Origin of the sequence: Prauserella muralis (assembly GCF_003202285.1) — a bacterium.
Classification (GTDB): Bacteria; Actinomycetota; Actinomycetes; order Mycobacteriales; family Pseudonocardiaceae; genus Prauserella_B; species Prauserella_B muralis.
The window spans coordinates 973,412-997,901 of record NZ_MASW01000002.1; the positions used below are offsets into that span (position 1 = coordinate 973,412).

Annotated in this window: 21 protein-coding genes and 1 pseudogene; 10 read left to right on the forward strand and 12 right to left on the reverse strand. The window is 70.2% G+C overall.

From position 1 onward, the window contains the following. Nucleotides 1-17: 17 nt before the first annotated feature. From BAY60_RS15795 to BAY60_RS15815, 5 genes are read left to right on the forward strand one after another with little or no spacing between them, the layout of a single operon-like run. The gene (locus tag BAY60_RS15795; RefSeq protein ID WP_245992521.1) at nt 18-1,526 is read left to right on the forward strand and encodes a sugar ABC transporter ATP-binding protein; all 1,509 of its coding nucleotides are present in this window, start codon (nt 18-20) and stop codon (nt 1,524-1,526) included. After that, nucleotides 1,523-2,590, forward strand: coding sequence for an ABC transporter permease (locus BAY60_RS15800; RefSeq protein WP_112281681.1), 1,068 nt, complete (start codon nt 1,523-1,525; stop codon nt 2,588-2,590). The genes BAY60_RS15795 and BAY60_RS15800 overlap by 4 nt, the downstream gene beginning before the upstream one ends. Beyond that, nucleotides 2,587-3,624 (forward strand): galactofuranose ABC transporter, permease protein YjfF, encoded by a 1,038-nt coding sequence (gene yjfF / locus BAY60_RS15805; protein WP_112281682.1) that lies wholly within the window; start codon nt 2,587-2,589, stop codon nt 3,622-3,624. Before BAY60_RS15800 ends, yjfF begins: the two co-directional genes overlap by 4 nt. Continuing rightward, on the forward strand, nt 3,609-4,637 hold the full coding sequence (locus tag BAY60_RS15810) for a zinc-dependent alcohol dehydrogenase (protein ID WP_211330335.1): 1,029 nt from the start codon (nt 3,609-3,611) through the stop codon (nt 4,635-4,637). Before yjfF ends, BAY60_RS15810 begins: the two co-directional genes overlap by 16 nt. Before the next feature lie 12 nt (nt 4,638-4,649). Then, a complete protein-coding gene (locus BAY60_RS15815) occupies nt 4,650-5,501 on the forward strand; it encodes an SMP-30/gluconolactonase/LRE family protein (protein WP_211330336.1) in 852 nt (283 codons plus the stop codon). 43 nt (nt 5,502-5,544) lie between these two features. Here the strand turns inward: BAY60_RS15815 and BAY60_RS38595 are convergent, their stop codons facing one another. After that, on the reverse strand, nt 5,545-6,051 hold the full coding sequence (locus BAY60_RS38595) for a DUF6281 family protein (RefSeq protein WP_425466471.1): 507 nt from the start codon (nt 6,049-6,051) through the stop codon (nt 5,545-5,547). A gap of 262 nt (nt 6,052-6,313) precedes the next feature. Between BAY60_RS38595 and BAY60_RS15820 the strand changes: the two genes are divergently transcribed. Continuing rightward, complete coding sequence (locus BAY60_RS15820) at nt 6,314-7,003, forward strand: HAD-IA family hydrolase (RefSeq protein WP_112281683.1); 690 nt, start codon at nt 6,314-6,316, stop codon at nt 7,001-7,003. Nucleotides 7,004-7,268: 265 nt separating this feature from the next. Here the strand turns inward: BAY60_RS15820 and BAY60_RS15825 are convergent, their stop codons facing one another. From BAY60_RS15825 to BAY60_RS15835, 4 genes and pseudogenes are all read right to left on the reverse strand, one after another. Beyond that, entirely contained in the window at nt 7,269-7,637 is a 369-nt protein-coding gene (locus tag BAY60_RS15825; protein WP_112281684.1) for a YciI family protein, read from the reverse strand. Between the two features lie 81 nt (nt 7,638-7,718). Next, nucleotides 7,719-8,342: a helix-turn-helix transcriptional regulator gene (locus BAY60_RS37895; RefSeq protein ID WP_245992522.1), complete on the reverse strand. Its 624-nt coding sequence runs from the start codon at nt 8,340-8,342 to the stop codon at nt 7,719-7,721. Between the two features lie 1,756 nt (nt 8,343-10,098). Beyond that, nucleotides 10,099-10,491: pseudogene (locus BAY60_RS37900) on the reverse strand (AAA family ATPase); the annotation flags it as partial. Nucleotides 10,492-10,533: 42 nt separating this feature from the next. Then, entirely contained in the window at nt 10,534-11,520 is a 987-nt protein-coding gene (locus tag BAY60_RS15835; RefSeq protein ID WP_112281685.1) for a DUF5937 family protein, read from the reverse strand. 89 nt (nt 11,521-11,609) lie between these two features. On the opposite strand from BAY60_RS15835, the gene BAY60_RS15840 reads away from it, so the two are divergent. Next, nucleotides 11,610-12,512 (forward strand): MBL fold metallo-hydrolase, encoded by a 903-nt coding sequence (locus tag BAY60_RS15840; RefSeq protein ID WP_112281686.1) that lies wholly within the window; start codon nt 11,610-11,612, stop codon nt 12,510-12,512. Nucleotides 12,513-12,576: 64 nt separating this feature from the next. Here BAY60_RS15840 and BAY60_RS15845 read toward each other — a convergent pair whose 3' ends face one another. Next, nucleotides 12,577-13,206: a TetR/AcrR family transcriptional regulator C-terminal domain-containing protein gene (locus BAY60_RS15845; protein WP_112281687.1), complete on the reverse strand. Its 630-nt coding sequence runs from the start codon at nt 13,204-13,206 to the stop codon at nt 12,577-12,579. A gap of 69 nt (nt 13,207-13,275) precedes the next feature. Here BAY60_RS15845 and BAY60_RS15850 point away from each other — a divergent pair, with 69 nt between their 5' ends. Further along, the gene (locus tag BAY60_RS15850) at nt 13,276-14,136 is read left to right on the forward strand and encodes a zinc-binding alcohol dehydrogenase family protein (RefSeq protein ID WP_211330338.1); all 861 of its coding nucleotides are present in this window, start codon (nt 13,276-13,278) and stop codon (nt 14,134-14,136) included. A gap of 26 nt (nt 14,137-14,162) precedes the next feature. Here BAY60_RS15850 and BAY60_RS15855 read toward each other — a convergent pair whose 3' ends face one another. Further along, entirely contained in the window at nt 14,163-14,783 is a 621-nt protein-coding gene (locus tag BAY60_RS15855; RefSeq protein WP_112281688.1) for a TetR/AcrR family transcriptional regulator, read from the reverse strand. A 172-nt stretch (nt 14,784-14,955) separates the two neighbouring features. Here BAY60_RS15855 and BAY60_RS15860 point away from each other — a divergent pair, with 172 nt between their 5' ends. After that, nucleotides 14,956-17,148 carry a 2Fe-2S iron-sulfur cluster-binding protein gene (locus BAY60_RS15860; protein ID WP_245992523.1) on the forward strand — a complete coding sequence of 731 codons (2,193 nt, stop codon included), beginning with the start codon at nt 14,956-14,958 and terminating at the stop codon, nt 17,146-17,148. A 128-nt stretch (nt 17,149-17,276) separates the two neighbouring features. Here BAY60_RS15860 and BAY60_RS15865 read toward each other — a convergent pair whose 3' ends face one another. Genes BAY60_RS15865 through BAY60_RS15885 form a run of 5 tightly spaced genes read right to left on the reverse strand, consistent with a single transcriptional unit; the run spans nt 17,277 to nt 22,937 of the window. Then, nucleotides 17,277-18,257, reverse strand: coding sequence for a LacI family DNA-binding transcriptional regulator (locus tag BAY60_RS15865; protein WP_245992525.1), 981 nt, complete (start codon nt 18,255-18,257; stop codon nt 17,277-17,279). Nucleotides 18,258-18,298: 41 nt separating this feature from the next. Then, nucleotides 18,299-19,759, reverse strand: a complete 1,461-nt coding sequence (locus BAY60_RS15870; protein WP_112281691.1) for a glycoside hydrolase family 1 protein — start codon at nt 19,757-19,759, stop codon at nt 18,299-18,301. Beyond that, complete coding sequence (locus BAY60_RS15875) at nt 19,756-20,586, reverse strand: carbohydrate ABC transporter permease (protein ID WP_112281692.1); 831 nt, start codon at nt 20,584-20,586, stop codon at nt 19,756-19,758. The genes BAY60_RS15870 and BAY60_RS15875 overlap by 4 nt, the downstream gene beginning before the upstream one ends. Beyond that, the gene (locus BAY60_RS15880; RefSeq protein WP_112281693.1) at nt 20,583-21,608 is read right to left on the reverse strand and encodes a carbohydrate ABC transporter permease; all 1,026 of its coding nucleotides are present in this window, start codon (nt 21,606-21,608) and stop codon (nt 20,583-20,585) included. Before BAY60_RS15880 ends, BAY60_RS15875 begins: the two co-directional genes overlap by 4 nt. Nucleotides 21,609-21,626: 18 nt before the next feature. After that, nucleotides 21,627-22,937 carry an ABC transporter substrate-binding protein gene (locus tag BAY60_RS15885; protein ID WP_112281694.1) on the reverse strand — a complete coding sequence of 437 codons (1,311 nt, stop codon included), beginning with the start codon at nt 22,935-22,937 and terminating at the stop codon, nt 21,627-21,629. A 598-nt stretch (nt 22,938-23,535) separates the two neighbouring features. On the opposite strand from BAY60_RS15885, the gene BAY60_RS15890 reads away from it, so the two are divergent. Then, nucleotides 23,536-24,405 (forward strand): helix-turn-helix transcriptional regulator, encoded by an 870-nt coding sequence (locus tag BAY60_RS15890; RefSeq protein ID WP_112281695.1) that lies wholly within the window; start codon nt 23,536-23,538, stop codon nt 24,403-24,405. The last annotated feature ends 85 nt before the right edge of the window (nt 24,406-24,490 follow it).

A 24,490-nucleotide genomic window follows, 5' to 3' on the forward strand; every position in this document is an offset into this window, starting at 1 on the left:
CCGGAACGGCGTAGCCCATGGACCCGATTCTGAGCATGACCGGTATCCGCAAGGAGTTCCCCGGTGTCGTCGCCCTCGACGACGTGGCCTTCCGGATGTTCCCCGGCGAGGTACACGCGCTGATGGGGGAGAACGGGGCCGGTAAGTCCACCCTGATCAAAGTGCTCACCGGCGCCTACCACGTGGATGCGGGGAACATCTCGCTGAACGGCTCCGCGGTCCGCTTCGCCGGGCCGCTGCAGGCACAGCAGGCCGGCATCAGCACCGTGTACCAGGAGGTGAACCTGTGCCCGAATCTCTCGGTGGCGGAGAACATCTTCATCGGCAGGGAGCCGCGCCGACTCGGCCGGATCCACTGGACGGCGATGAAGAACCGCAGCGCGGAGTTGTTGCGCAGGCTGGACCTGGACATCGATCCGGGCAGGGAACTCGGGTCCTGTTCGATCGCGGTACAGCAACTCGTCGCGATCGCGCGTGCCGTCGACGTGTCGGCGCGGGTGCTGGTGCTCGACGAACCGACATCGAGCCTCGACGCCGACGAGGTGGCCACGCTGTTCGGCGTCGTCCGCACGCTGCGTGACCAGGGGATGGCGATCCTGTTCGTCTCGCACTTCATCGAGCAGGTCTTCGCCATTTCCGACCGGATGACGGTGCTGCGCAACGGAAAGCTGGTCGGGGAGTACCGGGCCAGTGAGATCACCCCGGTCGATCTGGTCCGCGCGATGATCGGCAGGGAGCTGGCCACGTTGGACGAGCTGGAACCCCCACGCCGGCGGTCCGGCGCGGGGCAGGCGCCCGTGTTCGCGGCCACCGTCGATCTCGGCCGCAAGGGCAACATCGAGCCCTTCACGCTCGACATCCGCGAAGGCGAGGTCGTCGGCCTCGCCGGGCTGCTCGGCTCCGGACGCACTGAGCTGGTCAGGCTGCTCTTCGGTGCGGACAGGGCGGATCAGGGCTCGCTGCGGCTCGGGGAGAGCACCGTGCACCTGCGCTCTCCCCGGGCCGCGATCGCTCGTGGCGTGGCGTTCTGTCCGGAGAACCGCAAGGCGGACGGTCTGGTCGAGGACCTGACCGTGCGGGAGAACATCGTGCTCGCGCTGCAAGCGCGGCGGGGGTGGGCACGGCCGCTGCCTCGGCGACGCCAGGAGGAGCTCGCCCGGAGCTTCATCGACCGGCTCCGGATCCGGCCCGCCGATCCGGAAGCGCTGGTCGGCAATCTCAGCGGCGGGAACCAGCAGAAGGTGCTGCTGGCCAGGTGGTTGCTCACCGAGCCGCGGCTGCTGATCCTCGACGAGCCGACCCGCGGTATCGACATCGGTGCGAAGGCCGAGATCCAGAAACTCATCGCCGAGCTCGCCGAGGACGGCATGGCGGTGCTGTTCGTCTCCGCCGAACTGGAGGAGGTGCTCCGGGTCAGCCATCAGGTGGCCGTGCTGCGCGACCGCGCCGTGGTGGACCGGATGCCGAACGAGGGGCTCACCCCGGACATGGTCCTGCACACCATCGCGAAGGGGGAGGCGGCATGACAGTCCTTCGCAGCCTCGCCCGGCACCGGCTGTTCTGGCCCGCCGCGGTGATGGCCGTGCTCCTGGCGCTGAACGTGGCGCTGACCCCGTCCTTCTTCAGCATCCAGGTGCGCGACGGCCACCTCTACGGCAGCCTGATCGACATCCTCCGCTTCGGCGCGCCGCTGATCCTAGTGGCGCTCGGCATGACGCTGGTGGTCGCCACCCGGGGCATCGATCTCTCCGTCGGCTCGGTCGTGGCCATCAGCGGTGCCGTCGCCTGCCTGTGGATCAGCGAACTGCCCGAGCAGAACAGCGTGGCCGGTGTGCTGGCCGCGCTCGGCATCGCACTGGGCGTCGCGCTCGTACTGGGCCTGTGGAACGGCTTCCTGGTCTCGGTGATCGGGATCCAGCCCATCATCGCCACCCTCATCCTGATGGTCGCCGGGCGGGGCCTCGCGCAGCTGGTCACCGGCGGGCAGATCATCACCGTCAACTCGGGGCCGTACCGGCTGCTCGGCGGTGGCTACTGGTTCGGCCTTCCCGCGTCCATCATCGTCGCACTGGGCATGGTCGCCGCGGCCGCGCTGCTGGTACGCCGGTCCGCTCTCGGCATGCTCGTCGAGTCGGTGGGTGGCAACCCCGAGGCCAGCCGGCTCGCCGGGATCCGGTCCCGCCGGATCCTCGTCGTGGTCTACGCCTGGTGTGCTCTGTGCGCGGGGCTCGCCGGCCTGATGATCAGTTCGAACGTGTCGAGCGCCGACGGCAACAACGCGGGGCTCTGGATCGAACTGGACGCCATCCTCGCGGTGGTGCTCGGCGGCACGCTGCTCTCCGGCGGCCGGTTCTCCCTCGGAGGAACGGTGCTCGGTGCGCTGCTGATCCAGACGCTCACCACCACCGTCTACACCCTCGGCATCCCGCCGGAGTCGACGCTGCTGTTCAAGGCACTGGTGGTCACGGCGGTGTGCCTCATCCAGTCGCCCGCGTTCCGGGCACGGCTCTCGCGCCGACGTCGCCCACCGGCACCCACGGCGGGGCGGTCCCAGCGGGACGCCGCGACTGAAGCCGAGGTGACCGCATGAGCACGCCCACCACGTCTCCGGGCACCGAAGCGGCGTCGCGACGCGGCACCACCCCGGGGCAGCGGCGATCCCGGCTGTCCCCGCTTGATCCGCGCTACCTGCCGATCGCGGCGACCGTGGCCATCCTGCTGGCCGCGTACGTCTTCGGCGTCGGCCGCTACGACGCGTTCAGCGACGGCCAGGTGCTGTTGAACATCCTCGTGGACAACGCGTTCCTGCTCGTCGTCGCCGTCGGCATGACGTTCGTGATCCTCACCGGTGGCATCGACCTCTCGGTCGGTTCCGTGGTCGCGCTGGCCACCGTGATGTGCGCGGTGCTCACCGAACAGGCTGGGCTGCCTGCCGTGCTGGTGATCCCGATCGTGCTGGCGACCGGCGCGCTGCTCGGGCTCGGCATGGGATCGGTGATCCACTACTTCGAGATCCAGCCGTTCGTCGTCACGCTGGCGGGGATGTTCCTGGCCAGGGGGCTGGCCTACACCCTGAGCACCGAGTCGATCTCCATGGACGACGGGGTGTTCACCGCGATCGCGCAGACCCCGGTTCCGCTGCCCGGCGGCCTGCACCTGTCGATCAGCGCGACGATCGCGGTGTGTGTCGTGCTGGTGGCGGCATACCTCCTGCACTACACCCGGCTCGGCCGCACCGTGTACGCGATCGGGGGCAACAAGCGGTCGGCGTTCCTGATGGGCCTTCCCGTGGCACGCACCCGGGTGACGGTGTACACGATCAGCGGCTTCTGCGCCGCGCTCGGCGGTGTGCTGCTGACCTTCTACACGCTCTCCGGCAACTCGCTGAACGCCGTGGGTCTCGAACTGGACGCGATCGCGGCGGTGGTGATCGGGGGCACCGTGCTCATGGGCGGGTTCGGATTCGTTCTCGGCACCGTGCTGGGTGTTTTCGTGCTCGGGCTCATCCAGACGCTGATCATCTTCGAGGGCACGCTGAGCTCGTGGTGGACCAGGATCGCGATCGGGGTGATGTTGCTGCTGTTCATCCTGCTGCAGCGGCTGATCGTGTGGCGGGCCAGGTGAACGGCGGGCGGTCGGTGTGGATCGATGCTCCCGGTGAGTTGGTGGTGCGGCCCGGAGGGCCGGGTGAGCCCGGCCCCGGCGAGGCACTGGTCAGGGTCGCGTGGTCGGGAATCTGCGGTTCCGACCGGGAACTGCTGAACGGAACCCGGCCGGCTGCCTACGTGCGCTATCCGGTGGTGCCGGGGCACGAGTGGTCCGGCACCGTGGTGGCCGTGGGCGAGGACACCCCCGAGTCCCTGATCGGCGCCGCCGTCGTCGGCGAGGGCATCCGGCCGTGCCGCACCTGCGCCTCCTGCCGTCGCGGGGACACCAACCTCTGCGAGGGTCCCTACGACGAGACCGGGTTCACCCTGCCCGGCGCATGGTCGGACCACCTGGTGGTGCCTGCCGACCTGCTGCACCGCCTTCCGGCGGGAGCGGACCTGCGGGCGGCCGCGGGGCTGGAGCCGGCCGCGTGCGTTGCCGCCGCCTGCCTGAAGCTGGCGGTGCAGCCGGGCGAACGCTGCGCTGTGGTGGGTGCTGGCACTCTTGGCCTGCTGGCGGTGCAGTTCCTGCGTGCCGCGGGCGCCGCCGAGGTCCTGGTGGTGCACACGAGTCCGGACCGTGCCCGGCTGGCCGAGCAGTGCGGTGCCACGTCCCTGGTCTCGCCTGCCGACGTGCGCCGACTGGCCGGCCGGTTCGACGCGGTGATCGAGGCCGCCGGTGCACCCGGCACCGCGAGCATGGCGGCCGAGTTGGTTCGCAGGGGCGGGCTGCTCGCGCTGACCGGGATCGCCGCCGACGACGACCGCCCGCTCGACCCGGCTTCGCTGGTGCTGCGTGAGGTGAGCGTGCACACCGTCTTCGGCGCGCCGCCACGCGCGTGGACGCACGCGGTGCGCGCCCTGGCCTCCGGCGCGATCGACCCGGGCTTGCTCGTGACGCACGAGGTCGGCCTGGACGAGGCCCACGAGGCGTTCCGTATTCTCGAGCAGGAGCGCGGCAAGGCGGTCAAGGTGCTGCTCGCACCCTAGTGAGAGGTAGCCATGGGTGATGCCGAGGTGGAAAGGGTCGCGGACGCGCCGGTCGCCGAACACGGCGAGGGACCTGTGTGGCTGCCCGGCCTGGAGACACTCGCGTGGGTGGACATGCTCGCCGGAGACGTGCTGACCCTGCGAAGTCCCGACCGCTGGCACGTCGGCGACGTGGCCGCCGCCTTGCGTCCGGCCGGAGGCGGCGGGGTCGTGCTCGCGGTGGAACGCGGGTTCGCCCTCGCCGATCGCGTGGGCGGCCCCGTGCGGACCCTCCCTCCGGTATGGACGGACTCGACGGTGCGGATGAACGAGGGCGGATGCGACCCCGACGGGCGGTTCTACTGCGGTTCGATGGCCTACGACGAGCGAGCCGGCGCCGGTGCGCTCTACCGGCTGGATCCCGACCGGTCCATACACTGTGTATTGACGGGGGTGACCGTCTCGAACGGCTTCGCGTTCAGTCCCGACGGCGGCACGGCGTACTACGTGGACACGCCGACCGGCGGCATCGACGCCTTCGACTACGACCGCGAACGCGGGCTCACCGGGCGGCGCAGGGTGGTCACCGTCGACCCGCCAGGAGTGCCGGACGGGCTGACCGTCGACGCCGAAGGATACCTGTGGGTCGCGCTCTGGGGTGGCTCCGCGGTTCGCCGGTACAGCCCGGCAGGCGCACTCGACGGGGTGCTGGAGCTGCCGGTCAGCCAGGTCACGGCCTGCGCCTTCGGCGGCCCGGCGCTGGACCGGCTCTACCTCACGACCTCCCGGCTGGGCATCACCTGGCGCCAGCCGGATGCCGGAGCGCTGTTCACCACCGTCCCCGGGGTACGCGGCCTGCCGACCCTGCCGTTCAGCCCGCGCTGAACGCGGAGGGCACGGCGTTGCCGGCGGTGGGCGCCGCCTGGGTTCAGCCGGGTGAATCCGGTGTTGCCCACCGAATCCAGCTCGCTTCGTCCAGCGTGACAGGAGGCGGAGCCGAACGGTTGACGAAGATGCGCTCACCAGAGGTAGCCACTGCTACGTCGGGATCTACACCGGCTATTCGTGCCACCTCGACTGGCGTCCCGGCACTGGTTTCGCCGGTACCGCGGCGAGGATCGCTGTCTACGTCATCGCATTCCGGAACTCTCGCCGTCCCCAGTGGATGCAAACGCGACGAAGGTATCACCCCGATCTCCCCCGAGCCGGCGTTTCTCAAGGTCCAAGGCAGATACGATTGCCCCTGGTAGACGATTCTTGCCGGGCAGGCTGCGGCCCCACTGGTCGTTCTGGTACAGCCGGTAAGGACCGCCAGAAACGACCCAGCTACCAGTAGGGCGGTGCCTCGCAGTGTGATGGCCACGGCCAGACCTCCACAAAGATGAGCGTACGGCTTTCGACACCACGACGGCTCCGGAGGCTGCTGCGGTTGCACCGACTCGAATTCCCAGATCGGTGAGGGAGTCGGTCAACACCAGACAGGTAAACCTCGGCCACCCCGGTTCGGGCCTGGCGCAGTCCGTAGCGACCGGACGTCCGTTCACGTCACCGATGCCCAGGGCTCGCCAATGGCGTCCAGCCGGAGCCATTGCGTCTCGCGGCCGGTTGACAGAGCACGACGCCCGATGTAACCATACCGGTCGGTATACAACCGAACATCTTTTTCGGCACACTCGCCGTGACCCTGGGGAGCAGCCATGCCCTTCGACGGCATCCGGGTCCTGACCTTCGACGTGGTCGGAACCCTCATCGACTTCGAGACCGGAATACTGGACTGCCTCCGCCCGCTCACCCGCGTCGACGACACCGCGTTGCTGGAGTCCTTCGCCCGGGCCGAGGCCGCCCAGGCAAGCCTGACCCCGGAGCTGCCCTTCACGCAGATGCTGGCACCCATCTACGGCCGCATGGCCGAGGAACTCGACCTCCCCGAACACGCCGGGCTCCGGGAGTCGATCCCACGCTGGCCCGCCTTTCCCGACGCACCGCAGGCACTGCGCGACCTGGGCCGCCGCTTCCGCCTCGTCGCCCTCACCAACACCGACAACTGGGCGCTGGCGCGGATGAACACCACGCTCGGCTCACCCTTCGACGACACGGTCACCGCCGAGGACGTCGGCGTCAACAAGCCGGATCCACAGATGTTCGCCTACTGTCTCGGGCGGCAGAGCGTGCACGGCTACACCCGCGACGACTGCCTGCACGTCGCCCAGAGCCAGTACCACGACATCGGCATCGCCGCCGAGCTCGGCTACCGCACCTGCTGGATCGAACGCCGCCATGGGCGGAGCGGTTTCGGTGCCACGCCCGAGCCCCGGAAGCTGACCACTCCGGACCACCATTTCACCACGCTGCGGGAACTCGCCGCCGCGACGTCGGGTTTCGCGTAGGCACCCAGCCCGGGTTGTCGACGAGGCCGCCGAGCGACGACCACGTGACGTCGCACCGGTCCCACGCGCCCGCATGTGCCGCGGTTCGTGCTTCACGCCGAGGGGAAGGCCGATGTGTTGGCGCCGGTGCAGATACCGAATCCGCGCCAACACCTGCGGCTGGGAAGACTGACCATTCGGCCCGGCGGTGCCTCCCGCAGTGCGCGGACCCGGACACGACTACCGAAAGCTCGGTGAGCGAGGCCGTGTCACCGTCAACCGCGGGTCAGGCCGCGGGTTCCTCCTGGAGGGCGCGTACCTCGATCCTGCATCGCAGCGCCTTCGAGGCCTGCTTGGTCCATTCGATCGCGACGTCGTCGTTTTCGGCTTCGATGATCCAGAAGCCGCCGAGGTACTCGTCGGCCTCGACGAACGGGCCGGGTGTGAGGACGGGGCTGTCTCCGGAGTAGTCCACCGTCGTCGCGGTCGAGGGTGGCTGCAGGCCTCCGGCGGTGACGAACGCACCCGCCTCCTGAACAGCGGTGTTGAACGCACCGACCGCGGCCATGATCTCCTGCAGCTCCGCGGGGTCCATGTTCTCCATCGTCGGCTCCTCGGTGGAGTCGTGCGGGAGGCTCAGGAAGTACTTCGTCATTGTCGTCTCCTTGTCGTGCGGCCGAGGGCCGCTGCCTTGATGTCGGAAACGTTAGGCGGGGGCTCCCCGGTGGCGCATCAGTCATCGTGACTGGTGTCCGGGAGCCGATGACCGGCGATGACCGGCGTCGGCCGTGAGAACCAGGTCAGCCAGCTCGGCGCGCCCGGTGACGCCGAGCTTCGGGTACGCCTTGTAGAGGTGGTGGCCGACGGTCCGTGGGCTGAGGAAGAGCTGTGCGGCGATCTCCTTGTTGGTGTGACCGTGGGCGGCCAGCCGTACGACCTGCAGCTCCTGCGGGGTCAACAGGGTGAGCGGGCCGCTGCGCTGAGGCTCGCCGCCCCGTTCGCCGAAGGCGGCCAGCTCGCCGCGCGCACGCTCGGCCCAGAGCTGCGCGCCGAGGCGCTCGAACGCGGACACCGCCGCCGCGAGATGACCGCGGGCCTCGGCCCGGCGGCGACGGCGCCGCAGCCACTCGCCGTAGACCAGCTGGGTGCGGGCCCGCTCGTAGGGGCCGCCGTGCCGCTCGTGGAGCCGCAGCGCCTCGGCGTACAGCGCGTCGGCGTCGCCATCGTCGGCCAGCAAGGCCCGGCACCGCAGGACGAGCCCGGTGGCGACCGGGCGGTCGACGTGTTCGGCCCAGTGCCGCAAGGCCGCCAGTGGTCCGTGGGCGCGATCCGGCATGCCGCCGCGCACGGCTGCTTCCACCAGATCCGGCACCGCCCCGCACCAGGAGATCGCGGCCGGCAGGTCCCCGGGACACCTGTTCGAGCCGGTCGAACGCGTCCCCGAACCGCCGGGCGGAGAGGTCGAGCATCCCGAGACCCCACGCCGCGATCTCGGCATTGACCCGGTGCCGGGCCCGGGCTCGCGGGAGCACCTCCTCGGCAAGAGCCCGGCAGCGTGCCTCGTCACCCGACACGGCGTGCAACCACACCTCGACCGACCGGTGGGCCAGGCTCTCGGTCGTGTTCCCGAGTTCGTCGCTCACGGAGACGCCTTCCGCCACACACGCGCGGGCGTCCGCGAACTCGCCGCGCAACAGCCGCGCCACGGCGAGCACGTTCAGGGTGTACGGGAGCCACCCCAGCGCCCCGGTAGCCCGTACCACGGCCAGCATGTCCTCGGTCCCGGCGATGACGCCGTCGTCGTCGGCGATCATGAGCCCACCGAACCCGGCGGTGATGCGCTGCATCAGGTCGTGCCCGCCGCCGCGGGCGGCGGCGTGCAGCTCGCGCATCGGGCCCACGGCCAGCTCCGGCCGTCCGGCGAAAAGCTCCGCCCACCCGAGGAGGGCGGCGACAACGGGCGCCCAGTGCTCCGGCGGGGTGAGCCCGCGCATCAGATCCGCCGCACGCTGCAGGACGTCGTGCGCCGCCCCGTGCCGGGCGGCGTGCGCGGCCTCGTAGAGCGTGAGCGCGGCGCGCTCCGGATCGGCGTCGCGCACCAACGCGGCGGCCTCGAGCGTCAGCTCCGCGTCGGCCCGCGGCGAGGTGCGTTCGTACTCCACGGCGCCGCGGGTGTAGATGGCATCGGCCCGCACGCCGATGTCGGCGGTGAGCGCGAGCGCTTCGGCCGCCAGCCGGGCGGCGCGGTCGGCCTTGCCCGCGTCGAACGCGGCCTGGCTCGCCCGGGCGATACGCCGGGCCTTCAGCTCCCGGTCGGCACTGAGTCGACCGGCGCGCTCGTAGGCAGCGCACACGGCCATCGCTCCGCCTCGGTGCCAGGCCCGCTCCGCCACGCCTTCGAGTTCGGCGGCCACCGCCTCGTCGGGTTTGGTGGTGGCGGCAGCGAGGTGCCAGGCCCGGCGGTCGGCATCGGCGTCCGCGTGCAGCGCCTCGGCGTACGCGCGATGTACCTCGATCCGCCGGTGCAGCGGCGCGTCCTGGTAGGCGGCGGCCCGGACCAGGGGATGGCGGAACGTGATCCGGCTGTCGATCCGGACCAGCCGGTCACGTTCGGCGGGCGCCAGGTCGCCTGCGGCGCCACCGAGGGATTCGATCACGTGCAGGACCGTCGCAAGGGGCGCAGCCGGGTCGGCCGCCGCCACCAGAAGCGCGCGCTGGGCAGAGTCGGGAAGGTCCACGATCTGGTGGCGAAACGCCTCCTGCACGCGGCGGGCCACCGGCAGCGGGCCGACCTGCTCGGCCGGGTCGGACTCGTCGACATCGCGGGCCGCGAGCCGCGACGACCCGAGCTCGATGATCGCCAGGGGATCGCCGCCGGACTCCGCGAGAACCCTCGCCCGCACCCGTTCGGCGAGTTCCGGTGCGTGGTCGTCGAGCAGCCGGGCGGCATCGGGCGCGGCGAGGCCGGACAGCTCCACGACCTCGACGCCCGCGATCACGAACGGCACCGACGTCTCGCGTACCGCGAACAGCACCGCGATCGGGTCGGCCACGAAGCGGCGGGCCGCGAACAACAGCGCCTCCACGGAGCCCTGGTCGAGCCATTGCAGGTCGTCGACCACGCACAGCAGCGGCGCGTCCTCGGCCAGATCGGCGAGCAACGACAGGGTGCCCGCGGAGATCAGGAACCGGTTGGCTTCGTCTCCCTCGGCGAGACCGAAAGCACACCGCAGTGCCCTCGCCTGGGGAGCGGGCAGGGCGTCCAGCCGATCCAGGTGCGGAAACAAGAGCTGGTGCAGACCGCCGTAGGCCAGTTCGGAGTCGGACTCGACCCCTGCCCCGCGGACCACCTGTATCCCCTCGGCTTCGGCGATCGACACAGCGTGGTCGAGAAGCACCGACTTCCCGATACCCGCTGCGCCCCGCAGCCCCAGTACGCCGCCGCGCGCGTCGCGCGCCTCCGTCAGCAGGCGCTGAATCCGCGCCAGCTCGACGTCCCTCCCCACCACGACATGCGGTCACCTTAGATGGGCGGGGACGCCGAATCCGCCCTACGTCGCGGCTTCCCGGACCGAGTGAAGAGTCTCGAGCAGGCAACGGGCGCCCTCCGTGGCCGAGTAGAGGACGCTGTGGCCGTCCTGGCGGCGGGTGACCAGGCCGTCGGCGCACAGGCGCGTCAGGTGGTAGGACACGGTGGCCGGGCTGAGGCGGTGGCGCGTCGCCAGCTCGGAGGTCGACCTCGGGGTGTGCAGATCCGCCAGGAGCGCCACCCGCCGGGCGCCCAGCGCCGGGGCCGGACCGAGCACGGGCGACGGCGACGACCAGGCCGCGCCGCGCCCGCGGGCCGGGTAGCCGAGCAGCACCTCGCCTGGCGCGGCGTTCCACACGGCCGCCGACGGCAGGAACACCGACGGCGTCAGCACCAGGCCGGGCACCGGATCCAGGGCCAGCTCGAACGCGGCGTCCCGAGCCAGGTGGGTGCCGTCCCAGCGCAGGTCCGGGTGGAGACCGGCCAGGATGGTCGCGAAGCCCGACCGAGCGGCCTCGGTGGCGCGGTGCCGGACGTCCTCGTCCAGCACCCGGCGCAGGGCAGGCCACGAGTCGGCGAGCGTCACGTCCCAGCAGTGGCGCAGCTGTGCCGCCGCCAGTTCGGCGACCGCGCGGTACCCGCCGCGGTCACGCACGCGGGTGATCGCGGACGGCGGTTTCTCGGGGAAGGCCCGGGCCAGCTGGGCCCGCACGGTCTCCGGCGCGGTGGCCGCGACGGCGTCCAGCTCGGCGTCGAGGGACGACTCGTAGGCGACGGGCAGCGGTACCAGGAAGTCCGGCACGTAAGGGGAGTCGTGCTCCACGAGTGCGTGCACGAGGGCCACGGCCTCGATGTCGAGGCGGGGGCGGGTGGCATCGACCCAGCCGCGGGCGAACGGGGCCCGGCCGGGGTGGGCGAGGACCTCCAGCGCGCAGGACAGCTCCGCGAGCCGGGACAGGGCGAACCGGGAGTTGACCAGCCGTTCCGCGTCGACCCACACGGTCAGCATGGATTCGACATCCCTCGAATGGCTCGCACCGGGCGGTCACCCCCTGCTCGACTGTCCCGCAGTGTCGCAGAACGAGGGGAGACCCACCCATGACCAGCAGGCGCAGCTTTCTCATCGGTGGCGTGGCCGCCGGGCTGACCGTCGCCGGAGCCGGCACCGCCGCCGCCACCACGACCTTCGCGGGCTCCGCGGCCATGCAGGCCGGGCCGTGGCGGATCACCGCGCTGCTCGACGCGTCGGGCCCCTTCTTCCTGCCCGCCGGCGCCGCGTTCTCCGGTGCCACCGACGACGACTGGGCCCGCGCGGCGCGGATCGACCCGGAGGCCTTCGGGCCCGACGACACCTGGAACCTCGCTTTCCGTTGCTTCGCGATCCACCTGCCACGCGGCGGGTACGCGCTCGTGGACGCCGGGATCGGGCCTGCGGACAGCCCGGCGTCGTCGTGGGCTCCGGTGCCCGGCCACCTCCTCGAACGGCTCGCGCAGGCCGGCATCGACCGGCGCGACGTCCGGCTCGTCGTCCTCACCCACCTCCACGAGGACCACTTCGGCTGGTCGGTCTCGCCCGGCGGCGTGCCGAACTTCCCCAACGCCCGCTACGTCATCCAGCGGACCGAGATCGACGCCCTGGGCGGCGACAGCGTCGTGCACACCGCCGTGATCGATCCCCTTCTGGCCACGGGGCAACTGAACACTGTGGACGGAAGGGTGTGCGTGGCTGGCCATCGCGGTGACGGCGTCTCGGTGTTGCCGACGCCCGGCCACACGCCGGGGCATCAGTCGGTTGTCGTCCGTGGACACGGCAGGCAGGTCGTGATCACCGGTGACGTCCTTGTCCACGCGGTGCAGCTCGCCGACCCCGGCGTGGCCTACCGGTTCGAGGCCGACCAGGACACCGCCCGCCGGACCAGGCGGGCGATGCTCGACGAGGCCGGGTGCCGCCCGACGTGGCTGGCCACGGCACACCTCAACACGCCGTTCCTCCGAGCCTGACGTGCACTGCGACGACCCGACGGCATGGGCGGTTCGCTCGTGCCGGTCGCCTGCTGCTCGGTCGTCACTGCAGCCGGGCCGCGAGCCCGGCGAGCACGACGCCGAGCTGTCGTTCGAACCTGTCGTCGCCGTCGTCGCGGACGTGGCCTGCGGCCTTGACCAGTTCGGCGCTCTCGCCCAGCCAGGCGTCGCGCTCGATGACGGAGTAACGCTCGGGGGCGCCTGACTGGCCGCGTTCCTGTTCTTCGATGACGAAGCCGACCACGAACGCGGTGACCACGTCGATGGTGTCGTCCGCCTCGGTCAGCGAGAACCCAGCCCCCGTCAACCGGGCGAGCCAGGGCTCCTTCGCTTTCACCACCTCGGGGTCGGAGACGCGGGTGCCGCTGAAGATGCGCGCGCCATCGCGGTGGCGAAGGTATTCCGCGCGCAGTACGCGGGCGTAGTTGGCGACGTCCTCACGCCAGTCCGAGCCCGGAGTGATCGCCGCGAGCGCGTCGGCGACGCGGCGCAACACGACCGTGCTCATCTCGTCGAGCAGTTCCTGCTTGTTGCGGACGTGCCAGTACAGCGCGGGTGCGCCCACGCCGAGCCGGGAAGCCAGCGCGCGGACGGTGAGCCCGTCCATGCCCTTGTCGTCGAGCAGGTCGAGTGCCGCCGCCACGATGCGCTCTCGCGTGATTCCCTTCGCCACGGTTGAGACCTTAACAAAGTTCAGGCACGGTGGGTGACAGGTGAATTGAACTTTGTTCAGGAGGGTGTCGTGCGTGCTGCAGTCGTCAACTCACCGGAAGCCGTCCCTGTCTGTGCGGCCTTCCCGGAACCGGAAGGGCGGCCGGGGCAGGCGCCGCTGCGACTCGTGGGTGCGGGTGTGCACCACGTGGTCCGCGGGCTGGCCTCCGGCCGCCACTACGCCAGTGACCAGGTGTATCCCCTGGTGCCGGGCGTCGACGCCGTCGCTCGAACCGATGACGGGCGGCTGGTCTACACCGGCCTCGCGCGGTCGCCGTGGGGCACGACGGCCGAGCGGCTGGTCACACCGTTCGAGGTGGAGGTGCCCACCGGTGCCGATCCACTCGCGGTCGCCGCCGGCATGAACGCCGCCATGGCTGGGTGGATGCCGCTCACCGCCCGTCGCGACGAGGCCGGGGAGCTCGGCACCGTGCTGGTACTCGGCGCGACGGGCATGTCGGGCGGCCTGGCCGTGCGTGCGGCGCTGTCCCTCGGCGCGAAACGGGTCATCGCGGCCGGGCGCGACCACGAGGCGCTCGAGCGGCTGCGAGACCTCGGTGCCGTCACCGTTGCGCTGGCCGACGCCACGCCCGACGCCCGGGCGGCCGCCCTCGACCCGGTCCTCGCCGAGTCGCCGCCCACCCTGGTGCTCGACTTCGTGTGGGGTCCCGTCGCCGAGGCCGTTTTCGCCGCGCTGGGAGCGGCCCGCACGGACAACGACAGCGCAGCCATCGACTACGTGCAGATCGGCTCGCTCGCGGGACCCGAGGCGGCACTGCCCGCGGCGTTGCTGCGCGCCCGGCGCATCCGGATCAGCGGCAGTGCAGGCCGAACTGGCCGCCGCCCCCGTCAGGCCGGACAAGGCGGGCCTACCGCGGGGGTGGTTCGGTGAGCTGACGAAGGCGGCCCGCTGGGCGGTCAGGCATCGCCGCGCAGGTACCGGGTCACCATAGCCACCAGTTCGTTCTCGAACGTCTCGATCGGGCGGGCCCGCGGCCCGGCCATGAACTTGTGTGTGTTCGTCTCCACGGTGAACACGATCAGGTCCGCCGCGGTGTCGAGGTCGCGTACGTGGACGTCCGGGTGCCGGGCGAGGAGATCGCGCACCTGAGCGACGCGAGCCCGCCCGTGCCGGTCGATCGTGTCGCGCAGGTTCTGTGAGAACGGCGCCTCCTCGATCATGATCCGCAGCAGCTGCGGATCGTCGCCGTGGTTGTCGATCGCATCGCGGACCAGGGCCCGCACTGTCGGCTCCAGGCTTCCGGGGGAGAGGTCGAGCTGGTCGGCCTGCGTCCATCTGCCGCGGTCGATGTGCAGCACCAGCAGTTCGGCGAGGATCGAGTCCTTGTTCGGGAAGTACTGGTACAGCGAGCCGATGGACACCCTGGCGCGTTCGGCGATGCGGTTGGTCGTGCCGGCGGCGTAGCCGTGCTCGGCGAAAACGTGAGCAGCGGCGGTGAGGATGCGCTCCCGGGTGAGCTCGGCGCGCACCTGACGGGGCTTGCGACGTGGCTGGAGACGGCGGTCGGCCGAGGGCATCGGGAGATCCTCCTCAAGCAGGAAAAGCGAGTAGCCAGAGAGTTGAGCTTTTGCTCACAATAGTGGAATGACCTGCGCAAACAAGCTCGTCCGTCAGGCGGGTGCGAGGCGCACGGTGTACCGACGACGCTCGGGAACCCTCGACAGTCCGCTCCCGCTGGAAGGATCCCTCGTGCAGCACGAGAACCAGTCGAACACTCCACACCGGCTGACCACGGTGGACGAGGTCGAGAGGACCGTGGGGCGGCCGCCGGCCATGATCATGCTCAAGCAGATCAGCGCCCTCGACAGCGGCTGCCAGGCTGTCCTCGCTCAGTGCCCGATAGCGGCCTTCGGCTACCGGCACGCCGACGGCGCCAGCAGGACGACCTTCATCGGCGGTATGCGCGGGTTCGCGCGCGTCCACTCACCAACGCGGATCTCGTTCTCCCTGCCTGAGCCCGGCGACCCGCGTGGCCCGGTGTCGCTCTTCTTCCTGCTGCCGGGTTTGGGGGAGATCCTGCGCGTCAACGGCGCGGTCGTCCCGGACGACGGCGCGGAGACGACCGTCGACATCCACGAGGCGTACGTGCATTGCGCACAAGCCGTTCTCCGGTCGCGTTTGTGGCAGCCACCCACCCCGCCGCGGCCGGCCGCCGAGGTTGCGGGCGATGGTCCCCTGGGGCGCCCTGGTGTCGCCCAGTTCCTGGCCTCGGCGCCGTTTCTCGCCCTGTCCACATGGGACTCCTCCGGCGGGAGTGACACGAGTCCGCGTGGAGACCAGCAGGCGGTAGCGCGGATCCTGGACAGCCGCACGCTCGTCATCCCGGACCGGAAGGGCAACAAGCGCGCCGACACGCTGCACAACCTGCTGCAGGACGACCGGCTCTCGTTCGCGGCGCTGGTCCCGGGGCGCAGTGGCGTCCTGCACGTCCGTGGCCGCGGCTCGATCACCGACGATCCAGCGCTGCTGGAGACGATGGCGCTGCGCGGGATGCCCCCGCATGCGGCGCTGCTCATCGACGTCGAGCACGCCGAGGTGACCGGCAACGACGCCGTGGCCCGCGCACAGTTGTGGACCCCGGGCGCGCATCTCGTCCCCGGCGCGGTGCCGGATCTGATGGCGCTGGCGGGTGAGCATCTCGCCGCGAACTCGTCCGGCGCCCAGGGTGGTCCGCCCGGGTCCCTGCTGAAGGTCGTCGGGGCGATCCCGGGACTGACGCGGTTGTTGCGGCTGGTCATGAACCGTGTCTACGGCCGGACACTGCGCAAGGAGGGCTACGAGGGCATCGAGCACGTCGCAAGCCATGAGCGCCGTGGGATCTTGCGCCGTCTGCTCCGGCACACTTCCCCCGACCGCACGACGGGAAACCCCGTGCGAGAAGTCCGGATCGCCGAGGTCCGCAGGCAGACGCCAAGCGCGGTCACCCTCGTGCTGGAGGACGCCGGAGACCACCGGCGTCCGTTCGACTTCGTGCCTGGCCAGTACTTCACGCTCGTCGCCGATGTCGGCGGCCGGCCGGTGCGGCGAGCCTACTCGGCCTCGTCGCCGCCCGGGGCCGCCCGGCTGGAGGTCACCGTCAAGCACGTGCAGGGCGGGCGGTTCTCCACCCACGTGCACCGCACACTCCGCGCGGGAGACCGGCTCGCGGTCCGGGGCCCCTCCGGCTCCTTCCATACCGGACGCCACCTTCCTGCCGAAATGGTGATGATCGCCGCGGGCAGCGGCGTGACGCCGATGATGAGCATGATCCGCGCGTGGCTCGCCGAGCGAACGGGCCACGGCCGGATCGCGCTCCTGTACAGCAGCCGCAGCGAGGACGAGATCATCTTCGCCGACGAGCTGGCCAGACTGGAGAAGGACAATCCGGGCCTGCTGTCGGTCACCCATGTGCTGACCCGCCGGGACGGGCGGCTCGACGCGACCGGGATCCGGCGCTGGGTCACGGGTCTGTCGCCGTCCCGTGACGCCCACTACTACGTGTGCGGTCCCGAGCCGCTGATGGAGGTCGTCCGTGGCGTCGTGGCGGACCTCGGAATCCCCGCCCCACGCGTTCATGACGAGCACTTCACCAGCGGTGTGGACGCAGGGACCGGGACGACCGCACCGCAGGAGATGACCATCGTGGAGGAAGGGCGCCCGGTCGGCGTGGTGACGGTCGAGCCCGGCCAGACACTCCTCGACGCGGGACTCGCGGCGGGGTTGCCGATGCCTTACTCCTGCACCATCGGCAACTGTGGTGAGTGCATGGTGAAGCTCCGTGCCGGTGAGGTCGCGCAGCCCGAGCCGAACTGCCTCACGCCGCAGCACAAAGCCGACGGCTACGTGCTGACGTGCGTGGGCTGTCCACTGTCAAGGGTCACGCTCGACATCACCGGCCCGTGATCACCGGCCCGTGATCACCGGCCTGGGAAGAGCGGGCCGCTGCCGGTGGCGCCGTGCCGCTTCACGTCCGCCTACGAGCTGGGACCAGCCACAACGCGTGACGTCAGCGGACCGGCACGTTTCCGCCATCACGCGCTGAGCCTCCGGACGAGGGTGGGCGTGAAGATCACCCGCCTCGGGGCAGTGGCGCTGCCGTCCAGCTGCTCGAGCAGCAGCCGGGCGGCCTGGTCAGCCATCTCGGTGATCGGGTTGCGCAGGGTTGTGAGGGGAGGGTCCGTGTGCTCGCTGATGCCGAGATCGTCGTAGCCGGTCACGGCGACGTCGTCGGGCACCCGCTTGCCCGCCGCCGCGAGCGCGCGCAGCGCACCGGCCGCCATCAGGTCCGATGCGACGACGAGGCCGTCGAGATCGGGATGGGCCCGCATGATACTTCTGCCCGCCTCGATGCCGCCTGCTTCGGTGAAGTCGCTGTGCACGACGGCGTCGTCGGGGAGCTCGGCCTCGGCCAGCGCACGCCGCCAGCCGACGAGGCGGTCCTGCCCGACGGTCATGTCGGCGGGGCCCGCGATGGTGCCGATCCGGCGACAGCCACGCTCGATGAGCAGGCGGGTGGCCTTGTGGCTGCCGTCGATGTTGTCGGTGCTGACCCACGACACCTGGTCCGCGCTGGTCCATGGGCGGCCGACGAACGTGCTCGGCAGCTTGAGGGTGGCGACCTCGTCGGACAGCCCGTCGTCGCGGTGGTGGGACACGACGATGGCGCCGTCGACGGTTCGCCGGTGCAGGTAGCGCAGTATCCGTTGCTTGTCGTCGTTCGGGCGTGCGATCAGCAGCACGACCTGCAGGTCGCGCTCTGAGAGGACGTTGGTGACGACGTGGAGCGTGCGGGCGAAGAACGGATCGGAGAAGACACGCTCGTCGGGTTCGGGCACGATGAGCGCCACCGAGTCGGTACGCCGAGTGACCAGGGAGCGGGCCGCCGAGTTCGGGGTGTAGCCCAGCTGCCGGACGGCGTCGTTGACCGCCTGCTGGGCGCGTGCGCTGACCCGGGAGCCACCGTTGATGGCGCGCGAGGCTGTGGCCCGGCTGACTCCGGCCAGCCGGGCCACGGCCTCGAGGGTCGGCGAACCCTTGATGACGTCGTCGATTGTCAGGCCTCCGGCAGTTGGTTGGTGGCGGCGACTCCGGCATACCACAGACCACTGTCCTTCACGGTGCGGACCTGGGTGTCGTAGTCGACATGAATGATGCCGAACCTGCGAAGATAGCCGAACGCCCACTCGAAGTTGTCGAGCAGGGACCAGACGAAGTAGCCGCGGACGTCGACGCCCTTGCCGATCGCGTCGTGGACCGCGCGCAGATGGAGATCGAGGTAACGGGTCCGGTCGGCGTCGTGGACCGCGCCCTCCGGTGTCACCAGGTCGTCGTAGGCTGCACCGTTCTCGGTGATGTAGATCGGCGGCACGGCGTAGTCGTCATGCACTCGCAGGAGCAGCCGCGTGAGGGCCTCCGGCTGCACCTCCCAGTCCATCGCCGTCGTCGGCAGCCCGCGGCGCGGGAACACGATGTCGCCGCCGCCCGGGAAGGGCGGAGCGGCCGGGCGCGGTGCGTGCGGGACGCCGGCGCCGAGGAGGTCGTCGTGGGAGCGCCCGCTCGCGGCCTGCGGGTTGTAGTAGTTGATGCCGAGGGTGTCCAGCGGCGTGCTGATCAGGTTCAGGTCGCTGTCGCGGACACAGTCCTGCCAGGGCCGGTCCCGGTAGGTCAGGCCCTTGGTGTCGTCGGCGAGGTCTTCGGGGTACCGGCCCTTGAACAGGGGATCGAGGAAGAGCCGGTTGAAGAACCCGTCGACACGCCGTGCCGCTTCCCGATCGGCAGGCTCGGCGGCGTCGAACGGATCGACGGTGGTCAGGTTCAGTGTGATGCCCACCTGCCGGTCGTTACCGGGAGTGGCGCCACGGCGACGCAGCTCGTCGACCGTCATGCCGTGGGCGAGCAGCAGGTGGTGGGCGGCGACGAGGCCGGCCACGCCCTCCTGCCGTCCGGGTGCCTTCCGGCCGGAGGTGTACCCGAGCAGGGAAGAGCAGTACGGCTCGTTCAGCGTGGTCCAGTGCCGGACCCGGTCGCCGAGCGCGTCGTACATCGTCAACGCGTACTCGACGAAGCGCTGCGCCGTGTCGCGGTTGAGCCACCCGCCCTGGTCCTCCAGGGCCTGGGGGAGATCCCAGTGATAGAGCGTCACCCACGGCTCGATACCGGCCGAGAGCAGCTCGTCGACCAGAGCGTCGTAGAAGTCGACGCCCTTCTGGTTGACGTCGCCGCCGTCGGGCCGAACCCGCGGCCAGGCGGTGGAGAAGCGGTACGACGCCAGGTTGAGCCGCTTCATCAGCGCGACGTCCTCGGGCATGCGGTGGTAGTGATCGCAGGCCACGTCGCCTGTGTCGCCGTTGAGAACGGCGCCGGGAATCCTGACGTAGGAGTCCCAGATGGACGGCGTACGGCCGTCCTCGTCGACGGCACCCTCGATCTGGTACGCCGCCGTGGCCGCGCCCCACAGGAAACGGTCCGGGAACGTCACGGTCTCGGACGTCGTGGTGGAGGTCTGCGTGGTCATCCTTTGACGGCTCCTTGCATGATGCCGGACACGAGCTGCCGGCCGGTTGCGATGAACAGAAGAAGAAGGGGGACGGTGGCCAGGATGGTGCCCGCCTGGAGCAGCGCCATGTCGGAGTAGCCCTGCCCCGAGGCGATCTTGAGCTGGTCGAGGGCGGTCTGCAGGGTCTGCACGTCCGAGCCCTGCAGGATGACCAACGGCCACATGAAGTCGGTCCAGGCCTGCATGAAGGTGAACAAGGCGAGGATCGCCATCGCCGGGCGCGCGGCGGGTACGGCCACGGTCCAGAAGGTGCGGATCATCGAGCAGCCGTCGACCCGCGCCGCCTCGAGCAACTCGTCAGGAATCGCGTCGACGAGGTACTGCCGCATGAAGAACACCCCGAACGCGGTGACCAGCCATGGCAACGCGACAGCGAAATGCGTGCCGGTCAGGCCGAGGTTGCTGAACTGACGCAGCAGCGGGATCAACGCCAGCTGGGGAGGCACGGCCATCGTGATGATGACGACGACCAGCAACGCGTTGCTGCCGCGGAACCGCAGCTTGGCGAAGGCGTACCCGGCGAGCGTGCAGAACAGCACCACCGACAGGGCGGAGACCCCCGAGATGATGACCGAGTTCGCCAGGGCGGACCAGAAGTCGATCCGGTCGAACACCTTGCCGGCGTTCTCGAGGAAATGACCTCCGGGAACGAGCGGCAGCGGTGTCTGGACCGTGCGCTGCCGCGTGACGGAGCCGATCACGAACGACCAGTACAACGGGAAGGCCGAGCCGGCGAGGAAGGCGGCCAGCAGGCCGTATACGAGGAAACCGGGCCGGCGTGTCATATCTGGTTCCTCCGGTGCACGGCGCGGGTGACGAGGAAGTTGAGCAGAGCGAACGCCACGATGATCAGGACGAGGATCCAGGACGCCGCCGCGGCCCTCGGGTACGGGTCGGTGCTGCTGTTGGCCGTGTTGAAGATGTACATCGTGAGAGTCAGGTACTGGTAGTCGGCGCCGCCCTGGTGCTGCAGGTTGGTGTCGAACAGCCGCGGCTCGGTGAAGATCTGCAGGCCACCGATCGTCGAGGTGATGATGACGAACAGCATCGTCGGCCGGATCGACGGCAGCGTGACGCTGAAGAACTGCCGCACCGGACCGGCGCCGTCGATCACGGAGGCCTCGTAGAGGGCGCGGGGGATGGCGACCATGGCCGCGAGCAGGATGAGCGTGTTGTAGCCGGTCCAGCGCCAGTTGACCATCGTGGCGATGGCCAGCCAGCTCGCGGGCCGGTTGGCGTGCCAGTCGACGCCGGATAGTCCGACGGCGTTCAGCATCTCGTTGAGCAGGCCCGCGTTGTCGGCGAACAGCGAGCCGAAGATCAGCGCGGCCGCCGCGGGGGCGACCACGAACGGCAGGATGACGCCCATCCGCCACCAGGTCCGGCCGCGGAGGCCGGTGTTGAGCAGCGCGGCGATGACCGTCGCCACGATGATCTGCGTCGACGACGACAGCAGGAAGATCCCGAGCGTGTTGACGAGCGCCTTGGCGAAGACCGGATCCTGCAGCACATGAATGTAGTTCGCCCAGCCGACCGATTCGCCGTGTTCCGCGCTGAAGCGCGGCCACGAGAAGAACGACAGGTATCCGGTGTAGGCCATCGGGAAGAACCCGATGAGCCCGAACACGAGGAAGAACGGCAGGACGTACAGATACGGCGAGACCTTCCGATCCCACCGGTCGAGCCGCCGGCGGAGCGGCACCCGGCTCGCGCTGCGCCCGTTCTCGCTTGGCTGCGGAGTGGGGGCCACCGCCGGCGCCGCCGGATGGCCGGCGGCGCCGACGGTGGCCGAAACCTTGTCAGTCACGAGAGATGCTTACCTTGGTCAGAGTCGGCCGACGGCGTTGGTGAACGTCTTCCAGGACGACTCGGGCGAATCGCCTTCGTCGACTCGCTGGATCGCCGTCTGCAGCAGGCCGAGGATGTCGGAGTACTTGTCACCCTTGTACGGCAGATCGGGCTCGACGGCTTCCGCGCGGTTTTCCAGGATCTTCGCGGTCGGAGCGTTGTTGAAGTACGGGTCCTTGGCGTTGCGCGAGGACAGCTCCTGCTGGGCCGCGGTGTTGGCCGGGTAGTTGCCGGCCGCCTCGAACGCGGCGACCTGCTGGTCGGCGTCGGTCAGCCAGTTGGCGAACCGCTTGGCCTCGGCAGGGTGCTGCGACTGCGTCGGCACGGCCAGGAAGGAGCCGCCCCAGTTTCCGCCGCCGCCCGGGAACGCGTCGGCGATGTCCCAGCCCTTGACGTTCGGGGCCGAGTCCTTGATGTTGGCGAACATCCAGCCGGGACACGGCATCGTGGCGAAGCCGTCGTTGGTGAAGTTGGCCGTCCAGTCGTCGCCCCACTGCACGACCTTCGTCGAGAGCTTCTGGGCGTGCGTGGTGACGGTGTCGTAGACCTCCTTCAGTTCCGGGTTGTCGACGTTGACCGTGTTGTCCTTGGTCTGGAAGGGGTACCGCGTCTGGTTCAGCATTGCCTGGGCGATCGAACCGCTCGAGTCGTACCACTTCGTGCCGGGCACCTTGTCGACGAACTCCTGGCCGGTCTTGAAGTACTCGTCCCAGGTGTCGAAGAGCTTCGCGACCTCGTCGCGCTGGGTGGGAAGGCCGGCCTTCCGGAAGAGGTCCGCCCGGTAGCAGATGGCCTCGGGGCCCGCGTCGGTCGGGTAGCCGATCTGCTTGCCGTCGGCGGTCTGGCCGGCCTTGTACTTGTACTCGACCCAGCGGTCGTCGAGCGACGGGTCGCTGAGGTCGACGAACTGGTCGGACGCGCCCGGTGCGAGGAACTGCGGCATCGCGTCACCCTCGATCGCGACGATGTCGGTCAGACCGGTGCCCGCTTGGAGGTTGATGGTGAGGTTCTGCTTCCAGGTGTCCCACTCGGATACGACGGTCTGCTCGACCTTGAACGGCCGGTTGGGATCGGCGTTCCACTCCTTGATGAGGTCGGTGTAGCCGAAATTGCTGAACGTCGTGATCGTCAGGGTGTCGTTCTTGCCGAGCGCGGTCTGCTCGTCGTCACCGCCGCCGCCACATGCGGAGGACATGCCGGTGACAAGGGTCGCGACGGCGCCGAGGGCGATGGCCCTGCGCCAGGAGAGGGCGAACCGGTTGGTCGACTCTCGGGAGAACTTACGCACGGTGTAACACTCCCGCCATTTTCACACATCGTTGGGTATGGCGGGCGTCGGCAGTTCGCCTCCCGGCACCCGCCGGACTGGTGAGAGCGCTTCCACTCTCGTGGGTGACACTATGGACCGCGGTCGTTCACGGCGTCAAGGTGACGAGACCTATCAGTTACCTGGCTGGACCAGGGCGGACGTCGGCATTGCCGGAGGGTCAAGGGTTTCGGCGCAGGCTGAGCACGCTGCGGGCCAGCAAGCGCAGGCCGCCCGGCCGGGGAAGACGGGCACTTGGGGCACTCGTGGCCGTGGGAGCGCTCTCACAACCCGGGTCGCGACAGTTCTGGAACGGCTGGCTGGTGAAGGCGTGGATCCCGGTCTTGGACAGCCCTGTCGCGGGCGCCTGGTCCGGCGGTGCCCATCACCGCCGGAGCGGCCGTGAGCTGCGAGAACGCCGATCGCCTTGCGTGTGGTGGCCGGCTACCGGTCAGCGCCACGAAGCCGGGGGTGGGACCGTCCGCCGGTGACGAGGCACGTGATCCGCGGCCGCGAAGGGGGCCAGAGTGTGCCACCTTCGTTGCTGGTCCTGGTGTGCGAGCGGGGGACAATCGGGGCCATGAAGGGTGCGGAACTGGCGGAGTTTCTGCGGAGGTGCCGGGGCCGGGTGAGCCCGGAGGAGCTGGGGCTGGACGGGGAGTCGCCCCGGCGCCGGGTTCCCGGCCTTCGCCGGGAGGAGCTTGCCCAGCTGGCCGGGGTGAGCGTCGACTACTACACGCGGCTCGAGCAGGGCCGGAGCCGGAGCGCGTCGGCGGAGGTGCTGGACGCGCTGGCGACCGCGTTGCGGTTGACCGACGCCGAGCGCCAGCACCTGATGGACCTGGGCAGGCCGGGGCCCGCGCAGCGGAAGCGCCGGGCGCGGCCGCAGCGGGTGGATCCGGCGACGCTGCGGCTGATGGAGCTGCTGGACGAGTCGTACTCGCCGGCGTTCGTACTGGGGAGGCGGCTCGATGTCCTGGCGCACAACCGGCTCGCGGGTGCGCTCATCACGGAGTTCCGGGCGTTGCCCGCGGCGGAGCGCAACCAGGCGCGCTTCGTGTTCTTCGACCCGCACGCCCGGGCGCTCTACCAGGACTGGGAGGCGGTCGCGGCGGACACGGTGGCGATGCTGCGGTTGGATGCCGGGCGCTATCCGGACGATCCACAGCTCTCGGCGCTGATCGGGGAGTTGTCCATCCATTCGGAACAGTTCCGGAAGTGGTGGTCGGATCACAAGGTGCACCGGCGGACGACCGGCACCAAGGGTTACCACCATCCGCTCGTGGGGGACCTGACCGTGCAGTACCAGGCGCTGCATCCGGCCGGGGACCCCGACCAGACCCTGTTCGTCTACAGCACCGAGCCGGGCACCGCCTCGCACACGTCGATCAGGCTGCTGGCCGACTGGAAGAGCGAGGCCCAGCGCGAGGGCGCACCGCACGCGCGGTGAGCACGTCCTTCGCGGCCCCATCGCCGCACCGGTTGTCGTTGGGTGGCCCAGTTTGTCCCCGGACACCCGTGGCCGCTTTCGGCGC

Coding starts and splice junctions, on each gene's coding strand:
- BAY60_RS15820 (WP_112281683.1), top strand. CDS start 6,314: ATGCCCTTCGACGGCATCCGGGTCCTGACCTTCGACGTGGTCGGAACC.
- BAY60_RS15855 (WP_112281688.1), bottom strand. CDS start 14,783: ATGCCCTCGGCCGACCGCCGTCTCCAGCCACGTCGCAAGCCCCGTCAG.
- BAY60_RS15840 (WP_112281686.1), top strand. CDS start 11,610: ATGACCAGCAGGCGCAGCTTTCTCATCGGTGGCGTGGCCGCCGGGCTG.
- BAY60_RS15835 (WP_112281685.1), bottom strand. CDS start 11,520: ATGCTGACCGTGTGGGTCGACGCGGAACGGCTGGTCAACTCCCGGTTC.
- BAY60_RS15870 (WP_112281691.1), bottom strand. CDS start 19,759: ATGACCACGCAGACCTCCACCACGACGTCCGAGACCGTGACGTTCCCG.
- BAY60_RS15875 (WP_112281692.1), bottom strand. CDS start 20,586: ATGACACGCCGGCCCGGTTTCCTCGTATACGGCCTGCTGGCCGCCTTC.
- BAY60_RS15800 (WP_112281681.1), top strand. CDS start 1,523: ATGACAGTCCTTCGCAGCCTCGCCCGGCACCGGCTGTTCTGGCCCGCC.
- BAY60_RS15795 (WP_245992521.1), top strand. CDS start 18: ATGGACCCGATTCTGAGCATGACCGGTATCCGCAAGGAGTTCCCCGGT.
- yjfF (WP_112281682.1), top strand. CDS start 2,587: ATGAGCACGCCCACCACGTCTCCGGGCACCGAAGCGGCGTCGCGACGC.
- BAY60_RS15890 (WP_112281695.1), top strand. CDS start 23,536: ATGAAGGGTGCGGAACTGGCGGAGTTTCTGCGGAGGTGCCGGGGCCGG.
- BAY60_RS15815 (WP_211330336.1), top strand. CDS start 4,650: ATGGGTGATGCCGAGGTGGAAAGGGTCGCGGACGCGCCGGTCGCCGAA.
- BAY60_RS15825 (WP_112281684.1), bottom strand. CDS start 7,637: ATGACGAAGTACTTCCTGAGCCTCCCGCACGACTCCACCGAGGAGCCG.